This is a genomic window from Paenibacillus sp. FSL R7-0048 (genome assembly GCF_038004505.1).
GTDB classification, from domain to species: domain Bacteria; phylum Bacillota; class Bacilli; order Paenibacillales; family Paenibacillaceae; genus Paenibacillus_AQ; species Paenibacillus_AQ odorifer.
In genome coordinates, this window is record NZ_JBBORF010000001.1 from 3376099 (window position 1) to 3397187 (window position 21089).

A 21089-nucleotide genomic window follows, 5' to 3' on the forward strand; every position below is an offset into this window, starting at 1 on the left:
CGTGGGAAGAGGATTACAAAACATTTTATTTGATTTAGATGGTACTTTAACAGACCCCAAAGAAGGCATCACCAAAAGCGTAGAATACGCTTTGAACAAATTTGATATACAGATCGAGCATTTGGATGAGCTTCTTCCTTACATAGGTCCTCCGTTATATGATTCATTTATCGAGCTGCACCATTTCACTGAGGAACAAGCGCTTCAAGCGGTTGCTTTTTACCGGGAGCGTTACAGTGCCACGGGATTATTTGAGAATATGGTGATTGAAGGTATACCCCAATTGCTGGAGGGACTTAAGACGAATGGATACTCATTGTATGTAGCAACCTCCAAACCGACTGTTTTTGCAGCACAGATTCTTGAGCATTATAAGCTCGATCATTATTTCAAACATATCGGAGGAAGTAATCTGGACGGTACCCGTTCTAAGAAGCAAGAGGTTATTCAGTACGTGCTTGATGAGAATGACATACATCCAGAGGAAGCGGTAATGATAGGGGATCGTAAGCATGATATCATCGGTGCTATTGGCTGTAGTGTTGAATCCATTGGAGTGACTTTTGGTTATGGTCCCAAGGAAGAGCTTGAACAAGCCGGAGCAGACCATATCGCCTTTCGTGTGGAAGAAATTGCAGATATCATTCAGCATATTTCATTGAGAGAACGGTGTACCAAATGAATGTTATGAATACAGAACTGCTTGACGGGAAATCGATTAAGCTGGTTCCAATAGATGAAAGTCATGCAGAAGGATTGGCGAGAGTGTTAAGAAATCCAGACATCTGGGAATTTACCTGGCGAAAAATAACGTCGGACGAGCAGGTGCAAGGATTAATCTCAACAGCTTTAGCGAATCAAAAGAACGGTTCACAAATTACCTTTACTATCATTGATAAAGCAATGGAGCGAATTATCGGAACCACTCGTATTATGCATCCGGATTTGGTTCATCGTAACGCTGAAATTGGATGTACCTGGATCTCACCAGACTATTGGAGAACTAGTGTGAACACAGAAGGCAAGTCGCTGCTCCTACACTATTGTTTTGAAGAACTAAAGCTGATCCGCGTAGAATTTACAGTGGTCGCGAACAACTTGAGGTCACAAAGAGCAGTAGAACGAATAGGGGCGGTTAAAGAAGGGGTTCTGCGTAAGCATAGAATCAAGTCTGACGGATCGATTCATGATAATGTGGTCTTTAGCATATTGGATACCGAATGGCCTGCTGTAAAAGAGAATCTGCATTATCTGATAAATGATAAATACGCATAAGTATAGATGAAGCAAACAAACGGGCTAGGGGCCGTTCCATAGGGAGCTACACTTCATCTATAATTGATGAATCAGAGTGATGACGGAAGCAATTTGTTAAAGCAGAGTGAGCGTTTAATTGTATTTTGTACAACTATAATTCCTTAATTGGTCGGGGCATAGATATAACTGTATTTAGTACATCTATATTCTTCATTTAATTTCTTATAGGTGGATTTTCAGGGTTTTAATTGTACAGAATACAATTAAAACAAGAATAGTTACTTTTGCACACGGAATAAGTGTACAGAATACAGTTATTTCACATTTACCCTATATCACTCTCCATTATCTCATTCGAATCCTTTAAATTAGGTGCTAGAAGTATAACAAGAGGGAATGCACCGGAAGCTACGTTCTGTCTGAAAGGATTTCTTCAAGGCATCAGACTTGCAACTCCTGCTTAGTGAGGATGAATATACTTGGTGGATCAGCGGATGATTAAGCGAGTTAAGTCAGAGGGTATAAGGATTTGCCCATGAATTTGCTTAAACCCCCCACAGATCAAAAACACCAGGCAGTGATACTCCAATTCCCGGAGAATCGCTGCCTGGTTGTTTTTTAATAACAGAGACCGCTACAAATTCTAGAAAGAGCTGCTTGGAGCAGCGCCTTCTTTTATGATTCAGCCAATAGGCTGCTTATGGTTATTGTTTAGGACTTACAAGGATTTTCACTTGATTTTTTTCTTTCAAAAGAGCCTCAAACCCGTGATCAATCACTTCATTTAGTTTAATTCTCTTAGTAACAAGTTTTTCAGCAGGGAAGTACCCTTGTTCCATCAAGCTAATTACAGCTGGGAAAACATCACGGTAACCAATGATACCAGTTAAGTTGCGTTCTTTAAGTACGATATTGTTTGGAGTAATCGTAGCATCTTTTTCGAAAATACTAACGATCATGATTTGTCCACTCAATTTAGTGGAATTAATGGCTTGGGTTAGAACGGGAGGTACACCTGTCACTTCAAACGCAACATCTACGCCACCATCGGTACGTTTTTGAATTTCTTCGACCACATCATATTGTTTAGGATCGATTACAATACCACCAAGTTCTTCAGCTTTACTCTTACGTTCCTCGGAAAGTTCTACTACATAGATTTCAGCTGCGCCGGATGCTTTCAAAGCTTCAATGACCAGCAAACCTATTGGGCCAGCACCGAATACTACAGCTTTATCTCCAACCTTCAGTTGACTGGAACGAACAGCGTGTAGAGCAACGGCAGAAGGTTCCACCAGAGCACCTTGTTCATAGGATAAGCTGTCTGGAATTTTGTGCACCATATGTTGGTCTGCTGCGACGTATTCTGAGAATCCACCGCCACCACCAGCCAAACCTAGGAAGCCCATTTTTTCACAAAGATTATATTTACCTTGTCGACAAGCCACACATTCACCACATGCAAAAACAGGCTCTACGACGACGCGATCACCAACATTAAACTTGCTAACGCCTTGACCTACTTCTACGATTTGTCCAGAGAATTCATGTCCCATTACGACTGGAGCTTTTTCACCAGTAAGGGGATGATCTGTTCCTTGGGGAATGAAAATAGGACCGGCTACATATTCGTGAAGATCGCTGCCACAAATTCCGCACCATTCGATTTTGATTTTCACTTTTCCTTCAAGGGCTGCTGGTTCTTCAATCGTTTCTAACCGTAGATCTTTGACGTTATGCCATCTTAATGCTTGCATATCATTCATCTCCTAGATTAATAATTGATAATAAATAGTGTTTTATTTCTGGAAAAGAGGAAACGTTTCCGAGAACAAATATGTCACATAATTTTCATATTGTCAAATTTAAATAATGAAAATATTAATATTGAAAATTAGTGAAATATTTCACTAAAACAGAGTTATATCAAGCCTTTAGGCTCACATTAGTCGTTGAGATAAGTATTCTTCTATGTACTATTATGTTATAATCTATACATTGGAATTTTGATTTTAGATGAGTGGAATAGAGATAAATACGAAAACGATTCCGGAAATAAGGGGACTATCAGAGTGGCTAATAAAAACAAAGTAACCATAGAGGATGTAGCGAAACGGGCGGGGGTAGGTATTGCTACTGTCTCAAGAGCCATTAATAATTCAGAGGGAATTAGTTCCAAGACCAAGGCGCTGGTACTGCAAGTGATTGAGGAGATGGGTTTCACTCCAAATACCTCTGCGCAAAGCCTCAAAATCCGCCAAACGAAGCAAATTGCTCTGGCCGTTCCTGACATTCGCAACGCAATTATTCCGGATATCGCCTGGTCCGTAGAGCAAGCCGCCAAACAACATAGCTATCGGGTAATCCAGATTAATACTTCTGGCAACCCGCGGACTGAGCTCGAAACAATCCGTGAGGTCAAAAAATTACATGTAGATGGACTCATTATCATGCCTCTTGCTTATCCAAAGACCATGGTAGAGTTAATTAATAAATCGAGTGTTCCGGTCTCTATCATTAACTACGGGAAAAGAATCACAGAAAATGTGAAAGCTGACATCGTTAGTTTGTCACGTTTTGAAGGACAATTAGTGATGGAGCATTTAATCAATATCGGTCGTACTAGGATTGCATATGCAGGGGCACAAAAAGATCTTATTGAAGATCGTTATCTTGCTTATCAGCAAGCTTTAAATCAAGTGGATATTTCGCTTGTATATTTTGGCGAAGACTTTTCCTTGCAAACTGGACTACAAGCCGCTGACTATTTCTACAGCCTGACGCATATGCCAGATGCTATTTATGCAGTGAATGACATGGTGGCCATAGGTATTGTGAATCGTTTTAAAGAATTAGGCGTTCGTGTTCCAGAAGATGTGGCGGTGGTTGGGGTAGATAATAACTCATGGACAACCATTACAAGTCCGCAGATTAGTTCGGTCTCGATCATGGGGAATGAAGTGGCACGATTAGCCACACAGCTTCTTTTGCAACGTATTCAGGATAATATTACCGGGGAGTATCAAAGGGTGCAGCTTGATCCGCGATTAATCGTGCGAGAGTCAAGTGTTTCGGTTAGACGTAGTACGAATTAAAGGCCTCAAGTTTGCGACTACTAAGAATGAATAGGTTGTAAATCCTTTAAATCCTGCTAGACTTAATACAGAGTAATTTGATTGGAAATTAAGAAATGAGGTGCGGATCATTATGGCTAATATTTATAAGAGCTTAACCGATCTGATTGGAAATACACCGTTATTAGAGATTTCAAAGTATAGTAAAACCCAAAACGTAGAAGCAAGGGTTCTTGCCAAGCTGGAATCTTTTAATCCTGCAGGTAGTGTTAAAGATCGTATTGGATATGCAATGATCAAAGATGCGGAAGAGAGAGGTCTCATTAATAAAGATTCTGTCATTATTGAGCCTACTAGTGGAAACACTGGGATAGGACTTGCTTTTGCAGCTGCTAGCTTAGGGTATTCACTGATCATCGTCCTACCAGATACATTTAGTATTGAACGCCGTAAATTAATGCTGGCATTAGGTGCTGAGCTTGTGTTAACACCGGGAACTGAAGGAATGAGCGGAGCTGTAAGAAAGGCAGAACAATTAGCTGCGGAAATTCCAAATTCATTTATTCCCCAACAATTCAGCAATCCTGCGAACCCGGAAATACACAGAACGACTACAGCAGAGGAGATTTGGCGGGATACCGATGGAGATGTTGATATTTTCATAGCGGGTGTTGGTTCTGGAGGCACTATCTCGGGTGTTGGGAAAGCGTTGAAAGAAAAGAACCCCGCAGTCCAAATTGTCGCCATCGAGCCGTTTGACTCTCCTGTTTTATCAGGAGGCCGTCCTAAGGGACATGGGATTCAGGGCATTGGAGCAAACTTTATTCCGGAGAATTACGATAATGAAGTGGTGGATGAGATTTTTCAGGTGAAAAATGATGATGCCTATAGCGTATCACGTGCTCTTGCGAGAACAGAAGGATTGCTGGTGGGTATCTCCTCCGGAGCATCTGTTTACGCAGCTACACAAATCGCTAAGCGTCCTGAGAATAAGGACAAGACCATCGTGGTGATTCTGCCGGATACCGGTGAACGTTACTTAACCACTACGCTGTTTGATTTTTAACGGAACATGAGCGCTAGATCCAAGGAATTGGCTTTAAAAAGCAAGCAAAAGGTTCAGCTATAGGCTGAGCCTTTTTGTTGTTGGAGTATTGGCTGTATATCTCCAGATAACGGGTACCTCAAGTAACTTAGTAGTTTAAGGGGGATTCCAAACCTCCCATTTTGTATAGTAGCCAAGGAAGTTCAGTGTGTTACGGACCGTATTGCAGCTATTTCGTCTTTTCAGCTCATTTTGCTGCGTTATCGGACTGAATAGCACTTATTGGCCAACATTTGCGGATAAGTGGTGTGGTTTTGAGCAAATAGCTGCAACTGAGTCCGATAGCCTGCCGCAAACGCTCAAATAAACAGAATAACGTCTCCTGAGTCCGATGAATCGGCGAAAAGTGTGTTATCCAGCAGGGGATTCCAAAACTCCAATGTACCTCAAGTAACTAAGAAGTTTAAGAAGGATCCAAAACTCCCATTATCTCAAGTAACTTAGAGAGTTCAGGGTGTTACGGACCGTATTGCAGCTATTTCGCCATTTAATCTCATTTTGCTGCGTTATCGGACTGAATAGCACTTATTGGCCAACATTTGCGGATAAGTGGTGTGGTTTTGAGCAAATAGCTGCAACTGAGTCCGATAGCCTGCCGCAAACGCTCAAATAAACAGAATAACGTCTCCTGAGTCCGATGAATCGGCGAAAAGTGTGTTATCCAGCAGGGGATTCCAAAACTCCAATGTACCTCAAGTAACTAAGAAGTTTAAGAAGGATCCAAAACTCCCATTATCTCAAGTAGCTAAGAGAGTTCAGTGTGTTACGGACCGTATTGCAGCTATTTCGCCATTTAATCTCATTTTGCTGCGTTATCGGACTGTATAGCACTTATTGGCCAACATTTGTGGATAAACAGTGGGGGTTTGAGTAAATAGCTGCAACTGAGTCCGATAGCCTGCCGCAAACGCTCAAATAAACAGAATAACGTCTCCTGAGTCCGATGAATCGGCGAAAAGTATGTTATCTCAGTAGGGAATTCCAAATCTCCAATGATCTTGAGTGTGATCCATCAACACAACACGATGATTGCCCCTAAAGCGACTTGCACGCCTCAAATCACCCGCCTCACAAACTCTAAGCGTTTTTTCCTGTTGTGTAATTTCCAGTTTAGAATAAAATGGAACTATTCCGCTAACCGCGCGTAACCGATAAATAAGAGAGATAATGATAGATCAGGAGGTACATATGAACACGAGAACTCTAAAAATACTGCTACATACCACACTTGCTGCCTTATTGTTAAGTGTATTGCTTTTGCCGGCTGTAAGTTTAGCCAAAACTGCTGTACCTAAGCATACAGGGTCATTTTATGTGAATGATTTTGCGAATGTGATTGACGAGAAAGCAGAGAATTACATGGTGAACTACGGTATTCGATTACATCAGGCTACTGGAGCTCAAGTTGTGCTTGTAACTGTCGATTCTACTGAAGGGGTTTCGATGGAAGAGTATGCAAAATCGCTTTTCAATAGCTGGGGTGTGGGGGCTGCGGATAAAAATAACGGTCTGCTGCTGCTCCTTTCTATAAAAGATGATGATTATTGGGCGGTACAAGGTAAAGGTATAGAGGAATCATTGCCTAACAGTAAGATTAAAGAGATTCTTTCACAATATCTTGAGCCGGATTTCGCAGCTAAAACATACAGTAATGGTGCTAGGAAGACGTATGGAGCTTTTATTCAAGCTATGGGCGGCACTTGGGCAGAAAATGTTGACACCAAAAATTACGTATCCGATAATGCGGGTGTGCTCAAAAAAGTAACTAAAGACTATCTGAACGATTCCAGCAACAGATATAAAACAACAACCGGAAGTGGAATTTATGTGGTCACCGTAAAAAATGCTGGAGATAAAACATTGCAGGACTATACTTATATGAAGTTTGCTTCGGTAGGTGCGGGTCCTAAAGATGTTATGCTTGTATTGGACATAGGCGGAGACAACTATCATGTTCTACAAGGCAAGGATATCGACAAGGTTTTAACCAATGAGGTTATTAGTAATATTTTAAATACCGTGCTTGAACCCCAATTTGTGAAAAAAGATTACGGTACGGGAGCTACAACGACAGTTAACTCGTTCTACAGTTTCTTGTTAGCGAGAGCGGATCATCCGCAAGGAGTCACTGGAAACAACGGAAACAATGTTAATCCTGGAACTACAACGAATTCTGGTACTTCCTCTACTACAGCTACAAGTGGAGGTGAGGCGGTTAGTAAAAGCAAGGCTTTTCTAATTTTCTCAGCGATTTTTGGTTCGCTTATCTTATTTGGATTTACTGCTTCACGACGCAATAGATATATAGAAATGTATGGTTTGCCATTTAATCCATATAGCCAAAGGAATATACGCCGTTATGGTCCTTGGCATGGTCAAGCGGATTACGGTTATGGCAGACGCTGGCACAGACGTTATTATCATCACCACCATAGGAATACAAACAATTCGCAATCAAGTTTCTGGGGAAACAGTGGTGGCGGAGGCTCTACTAACGGTGGCGGTGCAGGACGGTATTCCTCAAGCAACGAGAACCATGGTGGTGGAGGTTCCAGCAGTGGTGGAGGAGCAGGAAGACATTCTTCAAGCTCATCCAGCCGCAGCTACTCAGATGATGATGATAGAGGCTCATCAGGTGGCGGCGGTTATTCCGGCGGTGGTGGCTCATCAGGTGGCGGCGGTAGCGCTAGCGGCGGCGGGGGAGTAGGAAGACATTAGAATTTGATTAGCTATATGTGAGCAGGAAGCCAAGATATTGGAAACCTGCTCGTTTTTTGTTTTTGAAATGATGACTATTACTCAAATAGAAACTTTTAACGAAAATCATCGTCTATGATAAGGACGAGTTGTACATATTATCAAATTAGTAATATTTAGGGAGGAATACTCAGAAGTGAGCACTTCATCATTACCTCAACGTTCCAATGCACGCAATAAGAAACCTGTAAAGAAACCAATAAAAAAGCGGAAGAAACGAAGTTTTTTTCGTACCTTATCCAAAGTTTTTTTATTCTGCTTATTCTTAATGATCGCTGCTGGTGGATGGCTTTATTTTGCACCCTCGGCTCAGAACTTACGTTATACAATCGCAGATACGCTAATTACAACACAACATCGCTATATGGCTAAATATATTATAGGTGAAGATCAACTGAAGGACAGGGTAACCGAATATACCGCCCGTTTTGAAGAGATGGGGGACGAAATAGATACACATACGATCGCTCCCGAACCTGAGGTGGTAGAGAAGCCGCTTGTCGAGATTGAGAATGTCTCAGGCAGTGGCTATACCGGATATGTAATGATTGTTAATGATCCAACCAAAGTCCGGCTAGGAATACCTAATAAGATTGGTTCAGGTGAAAAAGTAACCAGTATGGTGAAGCGTACAGGCGCTATCGCTGGAGTTAACGGTGGTGGGTTCGCTGATCCGAACTGGAAAGGTAACGGGTTTAAACCCATAGGAATTGTAGTCTCACAAGGTAAGTTATATTACAACGGTCTTGGCGGTAAAAAATCTACACAGATTGTTGGTCTGGATAAACAAGGAAAAATGGTTGCAGGGAATTATACGCTAGATGAGATTAGTAAAATGGGGGTTCAGGAGGCAGTTACTTTTAGCCCGCGGCTAATCGTCAATGGCAAAGGATTGATTAAGAATGCAGCGGAAGGTTGGGGGATTGCACCTAGAACAGCAATGGGTCAGCGGGCAGATGGCGCTATTATTTTTGTAGTAATTGACGGTCGACAGCCTACTTATAGTATTGGAGCAAATCTCTATGATGTGCAGCAGATTTTGCTTAAGCATGGAGCCGTGATAGCGGCTAATCTGGATGGTGGTTCTTCTACGGTACTAGTAAAAGACAATGAGATTATGAATAAACCCTCATCCCAATATGGTGAGCGGTATTTGCCTACAGCTTTTTTAGTTTTTGAGCATCCAGAACAGGTTGATATGCCAAATATCTGGAAAGGACTAGATCCTGCCAAGATTGATGCTGGGAAAAAGAGAACACAATAAGTACGCGTTATTGGGCACATATTAAGGATTATCTTGGAATGAGATGTGTATTTATGCTACGATATCAGCTAGTATGAAACAGAATGTAGTACGAATAGGTCTGGAACAGGGGGAATAGGAGTGACGTTGCAGCAGCTCCGCTACGCTATCGAAATTGCAAATAGTGGCTCCATGAATGAGGCGGCAAAGAAACTCTTTGTTTCTCAACCGAGCCTGTCCAACGCTATTAAAGAGCTTGAAAATGAACTTGGGATTACCATCTTTGAAAGGACGAACCGTGGAATCAGCATTTCTGTAGAAGGAATGGAATTTCTCGGATATGCCCGTCAAATCATTGAACAAACAGAGCTTATGGAGAATCGTTATACTGGGAAAAAGCGTAGCCCAATCTATTTTTCCATTTCGACTCAGCATTATGCTTTTGTGGTAGATGCTTTTGTGAGTCTCATGAAGCAAAGTGATGTCTCAGAGTACAACTTCAGCTTGAGAGAGACGCAAACCTACGACATCATCGAAGATGTGCGTACTCTCCGTAGCGATTTGGGGATTCTTTATATTAACGAGAGCAACTATAAGCATATGAATAAGCTGTTCAGTGACGGTAATCTGAAATTCACGCCACTCTTTAATACTGACCCACATCTTTATGTTAGAACTGGACATCCGCTTGCCCAGAAGGAAAGGATCTCGCAGGACGATATTTTACCTTTTCCGTATATTACTTTTGAACAGGGTGAGAACAATTCACTTCACTTCTCGGAGGAAATGTTAAGTTTTTCTCAGATTGAGAAGAATATTAAAGTGAATGACCGGGCAACCTTGACCAATTTATTAATGGGCACGGACGGTTATACAGTGGGTACAGGAATCATGGCATCCGATCTGAACGGTAATGGACTGAAGACGATTCCATTTGAGAGTAATGAAGTATTCACGGTTGGTTGGATTGCGCATAAAGATCGTAGACCTAGTGTGATGGCATCCAAGTATATAGAAATCTTAAATGACTTGGTTTCCGGAAGTTATTTTGATCTAAATCATTTTTTACTATAGCTGTAGGAGGATCGGTATGATTAGACCCGTAACTGGCACCCAGAGAAATGCTCCACCCTTTCGCTATGATATCGTCGGCAGCTTCTTGCGTACGGAAGAGATTAAAGCAGCCCGCCTCCAATATGAGAATGGTGAAATTACAGGTAGTGAGCTTTATGAAATAGAGAATATTGAGATTGCTAAACTACTGGAATTAGAAAAGGAAGTAGGATTATTAGCAGTAACAGATGGTGAGTTTCGCCGTTCCTGGTGGCATCTTGATTTCTTTGTCGGAATTAAAGGAACTGAAAAGATTAACTTAAATCAAGGGAATGGAAGAGCGGAAACGGTTCAGCGTGCAGAATCATTCCGAATTGTTGACCGGATTTCCTTTGAAGATCATCCCATGCTACAGCAATTTATAAAGCTCAAGGAAATGGCGGGAGACCGGTTACCCAAAATGACGATCCCTTCACCTGCCCTATTTCACTTTGTGGAGGAGTTTAATGGAAATGAAGTTTACCCTGATAAGGAAACTCTATTTCAAGATATCATCGCGGTTTACCAAACTGCGATTCAAGCCTTTTACGATGCAGGCTGCCGTTATCTTCAGTTAGACGACACAACTTGGGGAACGCTGAGCAGTGGCCGACATCGCGCCCATTTACGAAGTAGAGGTACAGATCCCGATCAGTTAGCAAAGGATTACGTTAGGCTGATCAATGAGAGTATTGCGAATCGTCCGCATGATATGACCATCGCGCTGCACGTTTGCCGAGGTAATTTTCGCTCCACTTGGTTCGCTGCTGGCGGTTATGAGCCTGTTGCCGAGGTGCTTTTTTCCAATACCAAAGTTGATGCCTTTTTCTTGGAATATGATAATGAACGAGCTGGCGATTTCGAGCCCTTACGATTTATTAAAGACCAATTTGTAGTGTTGGGATTAGTAACGACCAAACATGGGGGTCTGGAGAGTAAAGAGCAGCTTAAGGCAAGAATCGAAGAAGCCGCACAATATGTAGATATTGAAAAGCTGTGCCTAAGCCCTCAGTGTGGATTTGCTTCTACGGAGGAAGGAAATATTCTAACTGAAGAAGAGCAGTGGGATAAAATACGCCTTGTGATCGAAACCGCCCGAGAGGTCTGGTTATAATTAAATAAGCTAATTTGGTGGCCTGCTATAGCGTAAGCTTATGGTAGGCCATAGTTTTTAGGAGTTACCCTGTCCTGATTGTACAGTGCTATAGTGAATTCAACAGAAAAGCACAGACAATAAAGGAGGCCGAACCCCTATGAGTACCATCCAAAAAGGAAAACAAAGAACTGAAGTGCCATTCAGAGTAGATATCGTTGGCAGCTTCTTACGTCCGGAAACGATTAAGAGAGCTCGTGTCCAATATCAAAATAATGAAATCTCCGCTGATGAATTGCGCAAGGTAGAAGATACAGAGATTGCCAGAGTTGTGAAAAAACAAAAAGCGGTTGGATTAAAAGGTGTAACGGATGGAGAGTTCCGCCGCTCCTGGTGGCATTTAGATTTTATGTGGGGCCTTGAAGGGGTAACAAAGAAAGTCAGCCCAGTGGGCTACCTGTTTAATGGTGTAGAGACCAGAGCGGAAACTGCAGAATTATCCGGTAAAATTCGTGGGACTAACCATCCAATGATCGCTGACTACAGACAATTGGTTAGCATAGCGGGAAATGATGTAGTAGCGCGCCAAACGATTCCTTCGCCAGCGCAGTTCCTTGCTGAACTTCAGCGCAATCAAAAGACTACTGTAGCTGTTTACGACAAGCAGGATGAACTTGTGGCTGATATTGCTGCAGCTTATCGTGAAGTTATTCGTGATTTCTATGAGGCAGGTTGCCGTAATCTGCAATTGGACGACTGCACATGGGGTATGCTCTGTGATAAAGGGTATTGGGAAGCCCGTCAAAAAGAGGGTGTAGATGTTAACGAAATCGCTAAGTTATATGCATTTGTAAATAACGAAGCGATAAAAGATCATCCAGCAGATATGGTTATCACGATGCATGTATGCCGTGGGAACTACGCGTCCACTTGGGCAGCATCCGGCGGATACGAGCCTATCGCAGAAGTGTTATTTGGAACGGTGGATGTAGATGGTTTCTATCTGGAGTTCGATACGGATCGGGCCGGAGACTTTGCACCCCTTAGATTTATTAAAGATCAACAAGTAGTTTTAGGTTTGTTCAGTTCGAAGTCAGGTGAGCTTGAGAATAAAGAAGAAATCATTGGACGGATTAAAGAAGCTTCGCAATATGTGGATATCAATCAGTTGTGCCTGAGCCCACAATGTGGTTTTGCCTCTACGGAAGAAGGAAACCATCTGACAGATCAACAGCAATGGGATAAACTGCAGTTTATTAAAGAGATTGCAGATGAAATTTGGCAGTAATCTATAAAAAATTAGCAGGCTCCTGATTGAATCAGGGGCTTTTTCTATCTGTATTGTGACAGCTTAGAGGATTAACCTACTACTGCACTTTACTAGAGCTATCGAAGAAGGGTATAATAAGTAACAATTGTTTTTAATTCATGTTGAAAGAGAGCGGGAACAATATGGGTCGTAAGTGGAATAATATTAAAGAAAAGAAAGCTTCCAAAGACGCAAACACAAGTCGTGTTTATGCAAAGTTTGGTGTTGAGATTTATGTAGCAGCAAAGAAGGGCGAACCCGATCCAGAAGCGAACCGGGCCCTGAAAGTTGTATTAGAACGTGCAAAAACTTACAATGTACCAAAAGCGATCATTGACCGTGCGCTTGATAAGGCTAAAGGTAGCGCTGAAGAAAATTATGAAGAGCTTCGTTATGAAGGATTTGGACCTAGCGGTTCAATGATCATCGTTGATGCGCTCACAAATAACGTTAATCGGACAGCTCCATTGATTCGTTCAACCTTCAGTAAGAATGGCGGAAATATGGGTGTCAGCGGATCAGTAGCTTACATGTTTGACTCTACGGCCGTTATAGGTGTGGAAGGTAAAACTGCTGATGAAGTAATTGAAATGATGTTTGATGCAGAACTTGATGTACGCGATGTGCTGGAAGAGGATGATGCAGTTATTGTTTATGCAGAACCTGATCAGTTCAATGCAGTACAAGAAGTATTCAAGAATGCAGGCATCACTGAATTCACTGTAGCTGAGTTAAACATGCTTCCACAAAACTATGTGGCACTCCCAGAAGATGCTCAAGCTCAATTCGAGAAATTGATTGATGCTTTGGAAGACCTGGAAGATGTTCAACAAGTGTATCATAACGTAGATTCAGAAGAAGAATAATTTAAGTTTTATAAAGGGCGATGGAGTTCGCCGTAACTGTCTCTCTGAGACTAATGACTCCTACCAGTGCGAGCTTCCCTGGTAGGAGTCTGTTTTATTGTTGAGACTAATTTATTTTGTCCTTAGGAGCTGTCGAGATGAATCCATGGTCTACCCGATGGTTTGAAATCACTAAGAAGCGAAGTTATTTTGCTCTTTGGAGTACATTTATCAAATGGATTGTGCTCGGCAGTGTAGTTGGTATTTTATCTGGCACCGCCTCTGCTTTTTTTCTAAAAAGCTTGGATTACGTAACAGATGTACGTTTAGAGCATCCAGGGCTACTTTATTTGTTGCCTCTTGGGGGAGTATTTGTTAGTTTCCTATATATGCGTTACGGAAAAAACAGCGCTAAAGGAAATAACCTTATTATAGAACAAATTCAGGATGGTAACGAGACCATTCCATTACGGATGGCACCCTTAGTATTGTTTGGGACACTGGTAACCCACTTATTTGGTGGATCCGCTGGGCGTGAAGGGACAGCTGTTCAAATGGGCGGAAGCCTTGCGGAATGGTTCGGAAAGCTGATTAAAATCAGTCCTCTGGATCGTAAGATACTGTTAATGTGCGGGATCAGTGCAGGCTTTGGTTCTATTTTCGGAACACCGCTGGCTGGAACCTTATTTGGTCTAGAGGTAGTAACCATTGGACTTATTAGCCAACAGGCATTACTTCCATGTTTTGTGGCTAGCTTTGTTGGTGATCTGGTCACCACTCGATTGTGGGGTGTTCATCATACACCCTATGTAGTGAATGAATTTCCAGCTTTAAGTTTAATGATTATTCTAAAAGTGGTATTGGCCTCTGTAATTTTTGGTCTCGTGAGTATGCTTTTCAGTGAACTGACTCATTTTCTAAAAAGAATCTTCACCGCCAGGATAAGCAATCCAATGATAAAAGGTGCCGTAGGTGGATTAATTATCATTGCCTTAGTATTCCTTGTAGGGTCTCGTGATTACTTAGGCCTCGGAATTCCATTAATCAAGGATTCTTTTGAGGGAGATGTCTCGCCGTTCGCTTTTTTATGGAAGCTGATCTTTACCGCCTTTACCTTAGGAACAGGATTTCAGGGTGGTGAGGTTACTCCGTTATTTACGATTGGTGCCACACTAGGCAATGCTTTGGCTGGAATATTACATTTGTATGGACCCTTTTTAGCTGCCCTCGGTTTTATTGCTGTCTTCTGTGGAGCTACTAGCACGCCTATCGCTTGCTTCTTAATGGGGATCGAGCTGTTTGGTTCGGAAGGAGCCATATACATGTTTATCGCTTGTGTGGTGAGTTATTTATTCTCCGGACATAGTAGTATTTATACTTCACAGCTTATCGGTGTATCGAAGAGCCAGTTCATTACAATTCCTCAAGGAACTAGGATCGGTACGGTCAAACGCCCCCGCAAAAAATAAGAGGACCTCTCGGATGATGGTTGACAAGTGCGGTTACACGATTTAAAATGTAGCCAAACGAAGGGATGGTTCAACATGATTCATGTGGAAACTGAAAAATTATATACCAGAAGCTGCTCCGAACAATCGGATACAAACGATGAAACGTTGTCCGGAGCTTAATCAAAAAGCGAATCGCTTTTTATATCATCGAAAGATAGCTAGGTCATTTTAGTGTGATTATTCATGCTTATTTGATTACGCCATCTTCCGATGTTAATGATTAAGAGGCTGTAGACAATTTTCGTCTACAGCCTTTTGTGTTTATAATGTTCAGTTTCCAAACTGACAATTATCTATTTGTGCCGTCTATTCGTGCACTAATAAGCAGAAGGCTTGCGCCCAAGGGCGCGGTGTCTTCTGCTTTTTTTTGTGCTTAAAAACAATTATAGAAAAGAGGAAAGCAAATGAGTTTACTTGAGGTTTCTAATGTATCACATGCTTTTGGTGATAAAGTGCTGTATAAACAGGTTTCTTTGGAAGTCTACAAAGGGGAGCATGTAGGTGTAGTGGGTCAGAATGGAACAGGGAAAAGCACATTGATTGGTATTCTGACGGGCGAGGTGATTCCTGATGGTGGAACGATTAAATGGCAGCCCAATATCAAAATAGGTCATCTTGATCAATACGCGGTTATTGATGGGTCAAGTACCGTTCAAAGTTATTTAAGGAGAGCGTTCACTGAATTATACGAAATGGAAGAAAAGATGAATGCACTTTATGCGGAATGTGCTGTTTCTGGCAATGAAGTGCTTTTGCAGAAGGCAGCAGACCTTCAGGAACGACTTGAGGCGCTCGACTATTATTCTATCGAGAGCAATATCAGTAAAGTGGTTACGGGGCTAGGATTAAATGCAATGGGGATGGACCGTCCTATTGATCAGCTTAGTGGGGGGCAGCGAACCAAAGTTATATTGGCAAAGCTGTTGCTTGAACAACCTGATGTGTTATTGCTCGACGAGCCCACTAATTATCTCGACACCACGCATATTAACTGGCTTGCTGAATATCTGATAGCGTTCGATCAAGCCTTCATTGTGGTCTCTCATAACTACACTTTTCTCGATAAAATATCAACAAGCATTTGCGATATTGAAGGGGAAACGATTAAAAAATATCATGGCCAATATGCTGATTTTTTGAGACAGAAGGAGCATTTTCGAGAAAGCCATATCCGGCAGTACCATGCACAGCAGAAAAAAATTGAAGCCACTGAGCAATATATCCGGAAAAATGGTGCTGGTGTTAATTCTAGAATTGCCCGTGGCCGTCAGAAGCAGCTGGATCGTATGGAGAGAATCGCTGCACCGACGTTTGTCACTAAAGCATCTATCCGTTTTCAAGAGCTTCCTGTTACTGCACAAGTTGCGCTTAGAGTAGACCATCTTGTGGTTGGTTACGATAAGCCGCTGCTGCCAAAATTAACATTTTCCATTCGAGGAGGACAAAAGATAGTCATAGCAGGCTTTAACGGCATCGGAAAATCAACATTACTGAAAACATTAGTTGGTCAAATCCCCTGTGTTGCCGGGGCATTCCGCTTTGCGGAACAAGTCTCTATTGGTTACTACGAGCAAGATTTAATTTGGGAAAACGATAACATGACACCTATTGAAATCGTCTCATCGTTTTATCCAAAATTGACTATTAAGGAAATACGTCGTCATCTAGCATTATGTGTTGTAAAAGATAGTCACGTTACACAGCCTATCCGTACACTCAGCGGTGGCGAACAATCCAAAGTTAAGCTGTGTCTTTTATTGCTTACAGCATGTAATTTCTTAATCTTAGATGAGCCCACTAATCACTTAGATGCCGAAACAAAAGATGCTTTACAGAATGCTTTAATCCAATTTAAAGGTACAGTGATTCTAGTTTCTCATGAGGAGCAATTTTATCAAGGGTGGGTGGATCGTGTAATCAATATTGTGGATGAAAATAGAAATAGAGAACTAAAGTATAGCCATAGATAAGGTTGCCTAGTAACATGAAGCTGTTCCAAATTAATACAATCGTCTTTAAATGGCTTCCTGGTTTAAGTGAATATTAAGGAGGGCTCCAATCAGACATGTACATTAATAAATCTTCGTTAGCTCAGTTTGCTCAGGGCAATAAGACCTCAGATGTGACCATGGATAGATATCTTACGCAGTATTTAGATCTTTACAATAAAGTAGAACCACACGTGCGTGCTTTTGTGCCAGAGGAGAACCGAGCAGATAGAATAAAAAATGAAGTGGCTAGGGTAAGAGAGAAGTATTCGGAATTTCCTAAACCATCGCTATATGGAATACCTGTTGGAATCAAAGATTTAATTCACTTAGACGGGTTGCCTACCTGTGCAGGGTCGAACCTTCCCCCACAAGCTTTGACGAAGTCTGAGGGCAGTTTTATTCAAAAGCTTCGGCAAAAAGGGGTTTGGTTCACCGGCAAAACAGTGACGGAGGAATTTGCTTATGCCGGACCTATCACGACCCGTAATCCTCATCAGCTGGATCATACGCCTGGCGGCTCTAGTGCAGGCTCTGCTGCTGCGGTTGCCGCGGGTATCTGTCCATTTGCGATAGGTACACAAACCTTGCGTTCTGTTATGGCACCTGCTTCATTTTGCGGAGTGGTCGGCTTTAAACCTAGTTATGCGCGTATCCCTATAGATGGTGTCCGATTGATGTCGCCATCTTTTGATACGTTTGGATTTTTCACTCAGGATATGGAGGGTATGGACTTTCTCGCCGCTGAGCTTGTAACGGAATGGAGACCTTTTAAAGAAGCTCGTAAACCTGTGCTAGGGATACCCGAAGGTGTATACATGACATTATTGGAGGATGACACCAAGATAACCTTTCAGAAGCAGCTTAAGAAGCTTGAGGAAGCAGGGTTCAGCATAAAAACAGTTGCGATGCCGTGGGAAGATAGCTTTATCTACGGAGATGCCATGGTGCGGTTTGTTCACGGAGAAATGGCGCAAGTCCATCATTCACTATTTGATATTTATAAAGATCTTTATGAGGATACCGTACGGCAGGCTATTTTATCTGGACGAACCATCACTGAGGAAGAACTGGAAGGATATCGTAGCGGACAAATCAAGCTCAGAAATGATCTATTAGATGTGCAGAAGTCACAGGGGATTGATCTGTGGGTTTCGCCGGCTCAGGCAGGAACAGCTCCGCTGTGGGGTTCACGAACCGGATGGACCGGAATGACGGCCATTTGGTCATATGCTGGAGCGCCTGCGGTGAGTATTCCAGCTGCCTCTATAAACAACATGCCATTAGGATTTCAATGTATCGGGGCATATGGCAGGGATGAAGAGTTAATTTATTGGAGTAAAGTGGTTTCTTTAGCGCTTCAGTGATTCTATGGCTTTAGAAATGGATCAATTGTTGTATTTTGTTCTAAAACGTAATCGGTAGATTACACAGTAGGTCTTCGTTTTATTTGAAGATCTACTTTTTTTTGTATAAAGTGAGAGTTTTTTTAATAGGGATCGTCTATATAGTATCGTGCTTCAAGGAGGCTTCAGGGTGAAGGGACATGTACCGAAAGTTGAAAAAGAGGATGAGAGGCTATGGATCCAAAATGTTCTCGATGGACATAAAGAAGACTATTCGTATCTTGTAAATCGATATAAGAATAAAATTTATGGGCTTTTGCGAGGAATGGGAGCCAATCATCAAGATGCACAAGACATAACGCAGGAGACGTTTATTAAAGCTTACCGCAAGTTGGCCTCACATGATTTGGATAAGAATTTTGCGGCGTGGCTATATGCTATCGCGACTAATTTACTGAAGGATTTGTGGAAAAAAGACCGACCGACAGCGAGTTTGCCGGACGACAATGCCGAATATTCTCTTTCGGATAATCCAGAAGAAGAATTAATGCGATCGGAGCATCGCACAGAGCTGCTTCACCTGATGCAGAAGCTCCCGTCTAATTATCGTACGGCTTTACTGCTTCGTTATACCAATGATTTAAGCTATGAAGAAATGTGTATGGTTCTAGATGTTCCATTAAGCAAGATTCAAAATGATTTATACCGGGCTAAACAGCGTTTGAAGCAGCTAATTACACTCCAGGAGGTGAAGACCGATGAGGTGCTTAAATTCCTATGAGATCGAAGAATATATTTTAAGCAAATCTATCTTTCGAGATCAAGCCGTAGCTGAACATATGGCAACTTGTACGCATTGTAATATGATCTACGAAGCAGAGCTTGAGGAACAAGCTGAATGGTCGCAGGCTATGTATGAAGAGCGCTTACCAGATTCATTTACTGCTCAAGTAATGGCTTCTTTGGAACAAGTAGAGCTTGAGGAATTTACTCCAACACAAAGGAATCGCAAGCATCCGAAGCGCAATAAGTTGCTGAGATTATTTATGGGTGCGGCGTTGTTACTGGTTGTGCTAAGTGCCGTGATCTTATATTCCGTTCCTACACTGGCAGAGACTTTACGTTCTCTTTTTGTAAAAAACAACATGGACATTGGCCTTCTACGAGCACAAGAATTTGGGTTGGTAGAGCATCCTAATATTAAGGTGAAGGATAAGGGCTACACAATCAAAATAGATGAAGCAGTTGCAGATCCTACACGGGTAATTGTTGCGTTACAGTTGTTTGGACCAGATGGAAAGCATGATAAAAAGCGGTTGGCCCTTAATGATGGGAACAGTATTGCGATTAAGGATGATCAAGGGAAGGTTGTTGGGGAGTTATACGATATAGGATTTACCAGTGACTTTTACTATTTGATCGCTAATTTCACTGAACCTCTGCAAACTGATCGAATTACGGTCGAAGGTCATATTACTGAATTGGGAAGTGAACGCAAGAACATCCCTACTCTTAAAGGCGATTGGAATTTTAATTTTTCGATGGATATGACAGAAGCGAATAAACAAACAACCTCCATGCCACTAACGGGTAGCTACACCTCCCCGGACGGTTTAACTGTGACCTTGAAAAAATTAACTCATATGGTGCAAGGTGTTCGTTTTGAGTTTGATACGCAATTGAGTGAAGAGGCATTGACCCGTTCTCCTGGCGAACTATGGAAGCAACAGGGCTTGAAATTCCATTTTGAGGATACAGCAGGAGAAGAGATTCACAGTGTTAATGCTAGAAAGTTTCCTAATAAGAATAGCGTGATGTCCTACTCTAACCTTCCCGGGGCAACAAAGGGACTTATGCACTGGAGCTATACGTTTAAATATTTACCTCAGGATACGCCTTATACTTTCGTATTGGATGGATATTTCATCCCAGAGAAGGATGGTTCTAGTGTGCAATTTGAGCCTGCCAAGTTGAAAGAACAGCCGATTCCCTTTGCATTTGACGGGGATGAACTGATGTTAAATGATTTTACAGTGGAGTCATCTCCCGATAACAATGTATCAGCGAAGGAAGGTGTATTACATTTTAGAGGAAGATTGAGAAATGAGTTTTTAAATAGTGAATGGATATTTAAGACACTAGATGGCAAGGAGTACAAACTCACTGAACAAGGAGCTTTTACTACTAAAGGGGTAGGATGGAAAGATGGTTATATTGAATTTATCGAGTCTCAGTCAAATAATCAAAAGAAATATTTCCAATTCCGTGCCGATGGCCTTACACAAATTCCCGAGCAGCTTCAATTAGTGCGCACGATAAACAATCGAATGTATTCTAATGTAGACTGGTCCGTTCCTATCATGGAAGCTAGCAAAAAAGAGTAAATATAGTTATTTGGTTTCCGGATTGTACAAGCAAATAAGGGGGAATAAGCATCTCATATACTATCACAATCGAAAAGAGGTGGTA

The 21089-nt window shown here is 41.9% G+C and carries 16 protein-coding genes and 1 riboswitch; of the genes, 15 read left to right on the top strand and 1 reads right to left on the bottom strand.

The features are described from left to right. Position 1 precedes the first annotated feature (1 nt). Entirely contained in the window at positions 2-682 is a 681-nt protein-coding gene (locus NSQ91_RS15230) for an HAD family hydrolase (RefSeq protein WP_076219101.1), read from the top strand. Then, positions 679-1275, top strand: coding sequence for a GNAT family N-acetyltransferase (locus NSQ91_RS15235; protein ID WP_076305076.1), 597 nt, complete (start codon positions 679-681; stop codon positions 1273-1275). Before NSQ91_RS15230 ends, NSQ91_RS15235 begins: the two co-directional genes overlap by 4 nt. Positions 1276-1961: 686 nt before the next feature. Here NSQ91_RS15235 and NSQ91_RS15240 read toward each other — a convergent pair. Beyond that, a complete protein-coding gene (locus NSQ91_RS15240) occupies positions 1962-3014 on the bottom strand; it encodes a 2,3-butanediol dehydrogenase (RefSeq protein WP_076129368.1) in 1053 nt (350 codons plus the stop codon). Positions 3015-3329: 315 nt separating this feature from the next. On the opposite strand from NSQ91_RS15240, the gene NSQ91_RS15245 reads away from it, so the two are divergent. From NSQ91_RS15245 to NSQ91_RS15305, 13 genes are all read left to right on the top strand, one after another. Next, the gene (locus NSQ91_RS15245; protein ID WP_076129369.1) at positions 3330-4352 is read left to right on the top strand and encodes a LacI family DNA-binding transcriptional regulator; all 1023 of its coding nucleotides are present in this window, start codon (positions 3330-3332) and stop codon (positions 4350-4352) included. Positions 4353-4464: 112 nt separating this feature from the next. Beyond that, positions 4465-5397 carry a cysteine synthase A gene (gene cysK / locus NSQ91_RS15250; RefSeq protein WP_076305077.1) on the top strand — a complete coding sequence of 311 codons (933 nt, stop codon included), beginning with the start codon at positions 4465-4467 and terminating at the stop codon, positions 5395-5397. A gap of 1227 nt (positions 5398-6624) precedes the next feature. Continuing rightward, positions 6625-8154, top strand: coding sequence for a TPM domain-containing protein (locus NSQ91_RS15255; protein WP_076305514.1), 1530 nt, complete (start codon positions 6625-6627; stop codon positions 8152-8154). Positions 8155-8329: 175 nt separating this feature from the next. After that, complete coding sequence (locus NSQ91_RS15260) at positions 8330-9457, top strand: phosphodiester glycosidase family protein (protein WP_076125850.1); 1128 nt, start codon at positions 8330-8332, stop codon at positions 9455-9457. A 120-nt stretch (positions 9458-9577) separates the two neighbouring features. Beyond that, complete coding sequence (locus NSQ91_RS15265) at positions 9578-10510, top strand: LysR family transcriptional regulator (RefSeq protein WP_076105621.1); 933 nt, start codon at positions 9578-9580, stop codon at positions 10508-10510. 16 nt (positions 10511-10526) lie between these two features. Beyond that, on the top strand, positions 10527-11642 hold the full coding sequence (locus tag NSQ91_RS15270; protein WP_076184511.1) for a 5-methyltetrahydropteroyltriglutamate--homocysteine S-methyltransferase: 1116 nt from the start codon (positions 10527-10529) through the stop codon (positions 11640-11642). Between the two features lie 139 nt (positions 11643-11781). Continuing rightward, positions 11782-12909: a 5-methyltetrahydropteroyltriglutamate--homocysteine S-methyltransferase gene (locus tag NSQ91_RS15275; RefSeq protein ID WP_076184512.1), complete on the top strand. Its 1128-nt coding sequence runs from the start codon at positions 11782-11784 to the stop codon at positions 12907-12909. 164 nt (positions 12910-13073) lie between these two features. After that, positions 13074-13796, top strand: coding sequence for a YebC/PmpR family DNA-binding transcriptional regulator (locus NSQ91_RS15280; protein ID WP_036678376.1), 723 nt, complete (start codon positions 13074-13076; stop codon positions 13794-13796). A gap of 7 nt (positions 13797-13803) precedes the next feature. Then, positions 13804-13866, top strand: a riboswitch (Fluoride riboswitch). 67 nt (positions 13867-13933) lie between these two features. After that, entirely contained in the window at positions 13934-15244 is a 1311-nt protein-coding gene (locus tag NSQ91_RS15285; RefSeq protein ID WP_076305513.1) for a voltage-gated chloride channel family protein, read from the top strand. Positions 15245-15690: 446 nt separating this feature from the next. Beyond that, a complete protein-coding gene (locus NSQ91_RS15290) occupies positions 15691-17256 on the top strand; it encodes an ABC-F family ATP-binding cassette domain-containing protein (RefSeq protein WP_076305512.1) in 1566 nt (521 codons plus the stop codon). Between the two features lie 95 nt (positions 17257-17351). Next, positions 17352-18641 carry an amidase family protein gene (locus tag NSQ91_RS15295; RefSeq protein ID WP_076305511.1) on the top strand — a complete coding sequence of 430 codons (1290 nt, stop codon included), beginning with the start codon at positions 17352-17354 and terminating at the stop codon, positions 18639-18641. Between the two features lie 169 nt (positions 18642-18810). Further along, entirely contained in the window at positions 18811-19401 is a 591-nt protein-coding gene (locus NSQ91_RS15300; protein WP_076302019.1) for an RNA polymerase sigma factor, read from the top strand. Continuing rightward, entirely contained in the window at positions 19379-21004 is a 1626-nt protein-coding gene (locus NSQ91_RS15305) for a DUF4179 domain-containing protein (RefSeq protein ID WP_076305510.1), read from the top strand. Before NSQ91_RS15300 ends, NSQ91_RS15305 begins: the two co-directional genes overlap by 23 nt. The last annotated feature ends 85 nt before the right edge of the window (positions 21005-21089 follow it).

Coding starts and splice junctions, on each gene's coding strand:
- NSQ91_RS15235 (WP_076305076.1), top strand. CDS start 679: ATGAATGTTATGAATACAGAACTGCTTGACGGGAAATCGATTAAGCTG.
- NSQ91_RS15240 (WP_076129368.1), bottom strand. CDS start 3,014: ATGCAAGCATTAAGATGGCATAACGTCAAAGATCTACGGTTAGAAACG.
- cysK (WP_076305077.1), top strand. CDS start 4,465: ATGGCTAATATTTATAAGAGCTTAACCGATCTGATTGGAAATACACCG.
- NSQ91_RS15255 (WP_076305514.1), top strand. CDS start 6,625: ATGAACACGAGAACTCTAAAAATACTGCTACATACCACACTTGCTGCC.
- NSQ91_RS15270 (WP_076184511.1), top strand. CDS start 10,527: ATGATTAGACCCGTAACTGGCACCCAGAGAAATGCTCCACCCTTTCGC.
- NSQ91_RS15275 (WP_076184512.1), top strand. CDS start 11,782: ATGAGTACCATCCAAAAAGGAAAACAAAGAACTGAAGTGCCATTCAGA.
- NSQ91_RS15280 (WP_036678376.1), top strand. CDS start 13,074: ATGGGTCGTAAGTGGAATAATATTAAAGAAAAGAAAGCTTCCAAAGAC.
- NSQ91_RS15285 (WP_076305513.1), top strand. CDS start 13,934: ATGAATCCATGGTCTACCCGATGGTTTGAAATCACTAAGAAGCGAAGT.
- NSQ91_RS15290 (WP_076305512.1), top strand. CDS start 15,691: ATGAGTTTACTTGAGGTTTCTAATGTATCACATGCTTTTGGTGATAAA.
- NSQ91_RS15295 (WP_076305511.1), top strand. CDS start 17,352: ATGTACATTAATAAATCTTCGTTAGCTCAGTTTGCTCAGGGCAATAAG.
- NSQ91_RS15305 (WP_076305510.1), top strand. CDS start 19,379: ATGAGGTGCTTAAATTCCTATGAGATCGAAGAATATATTTTAAGCAAA.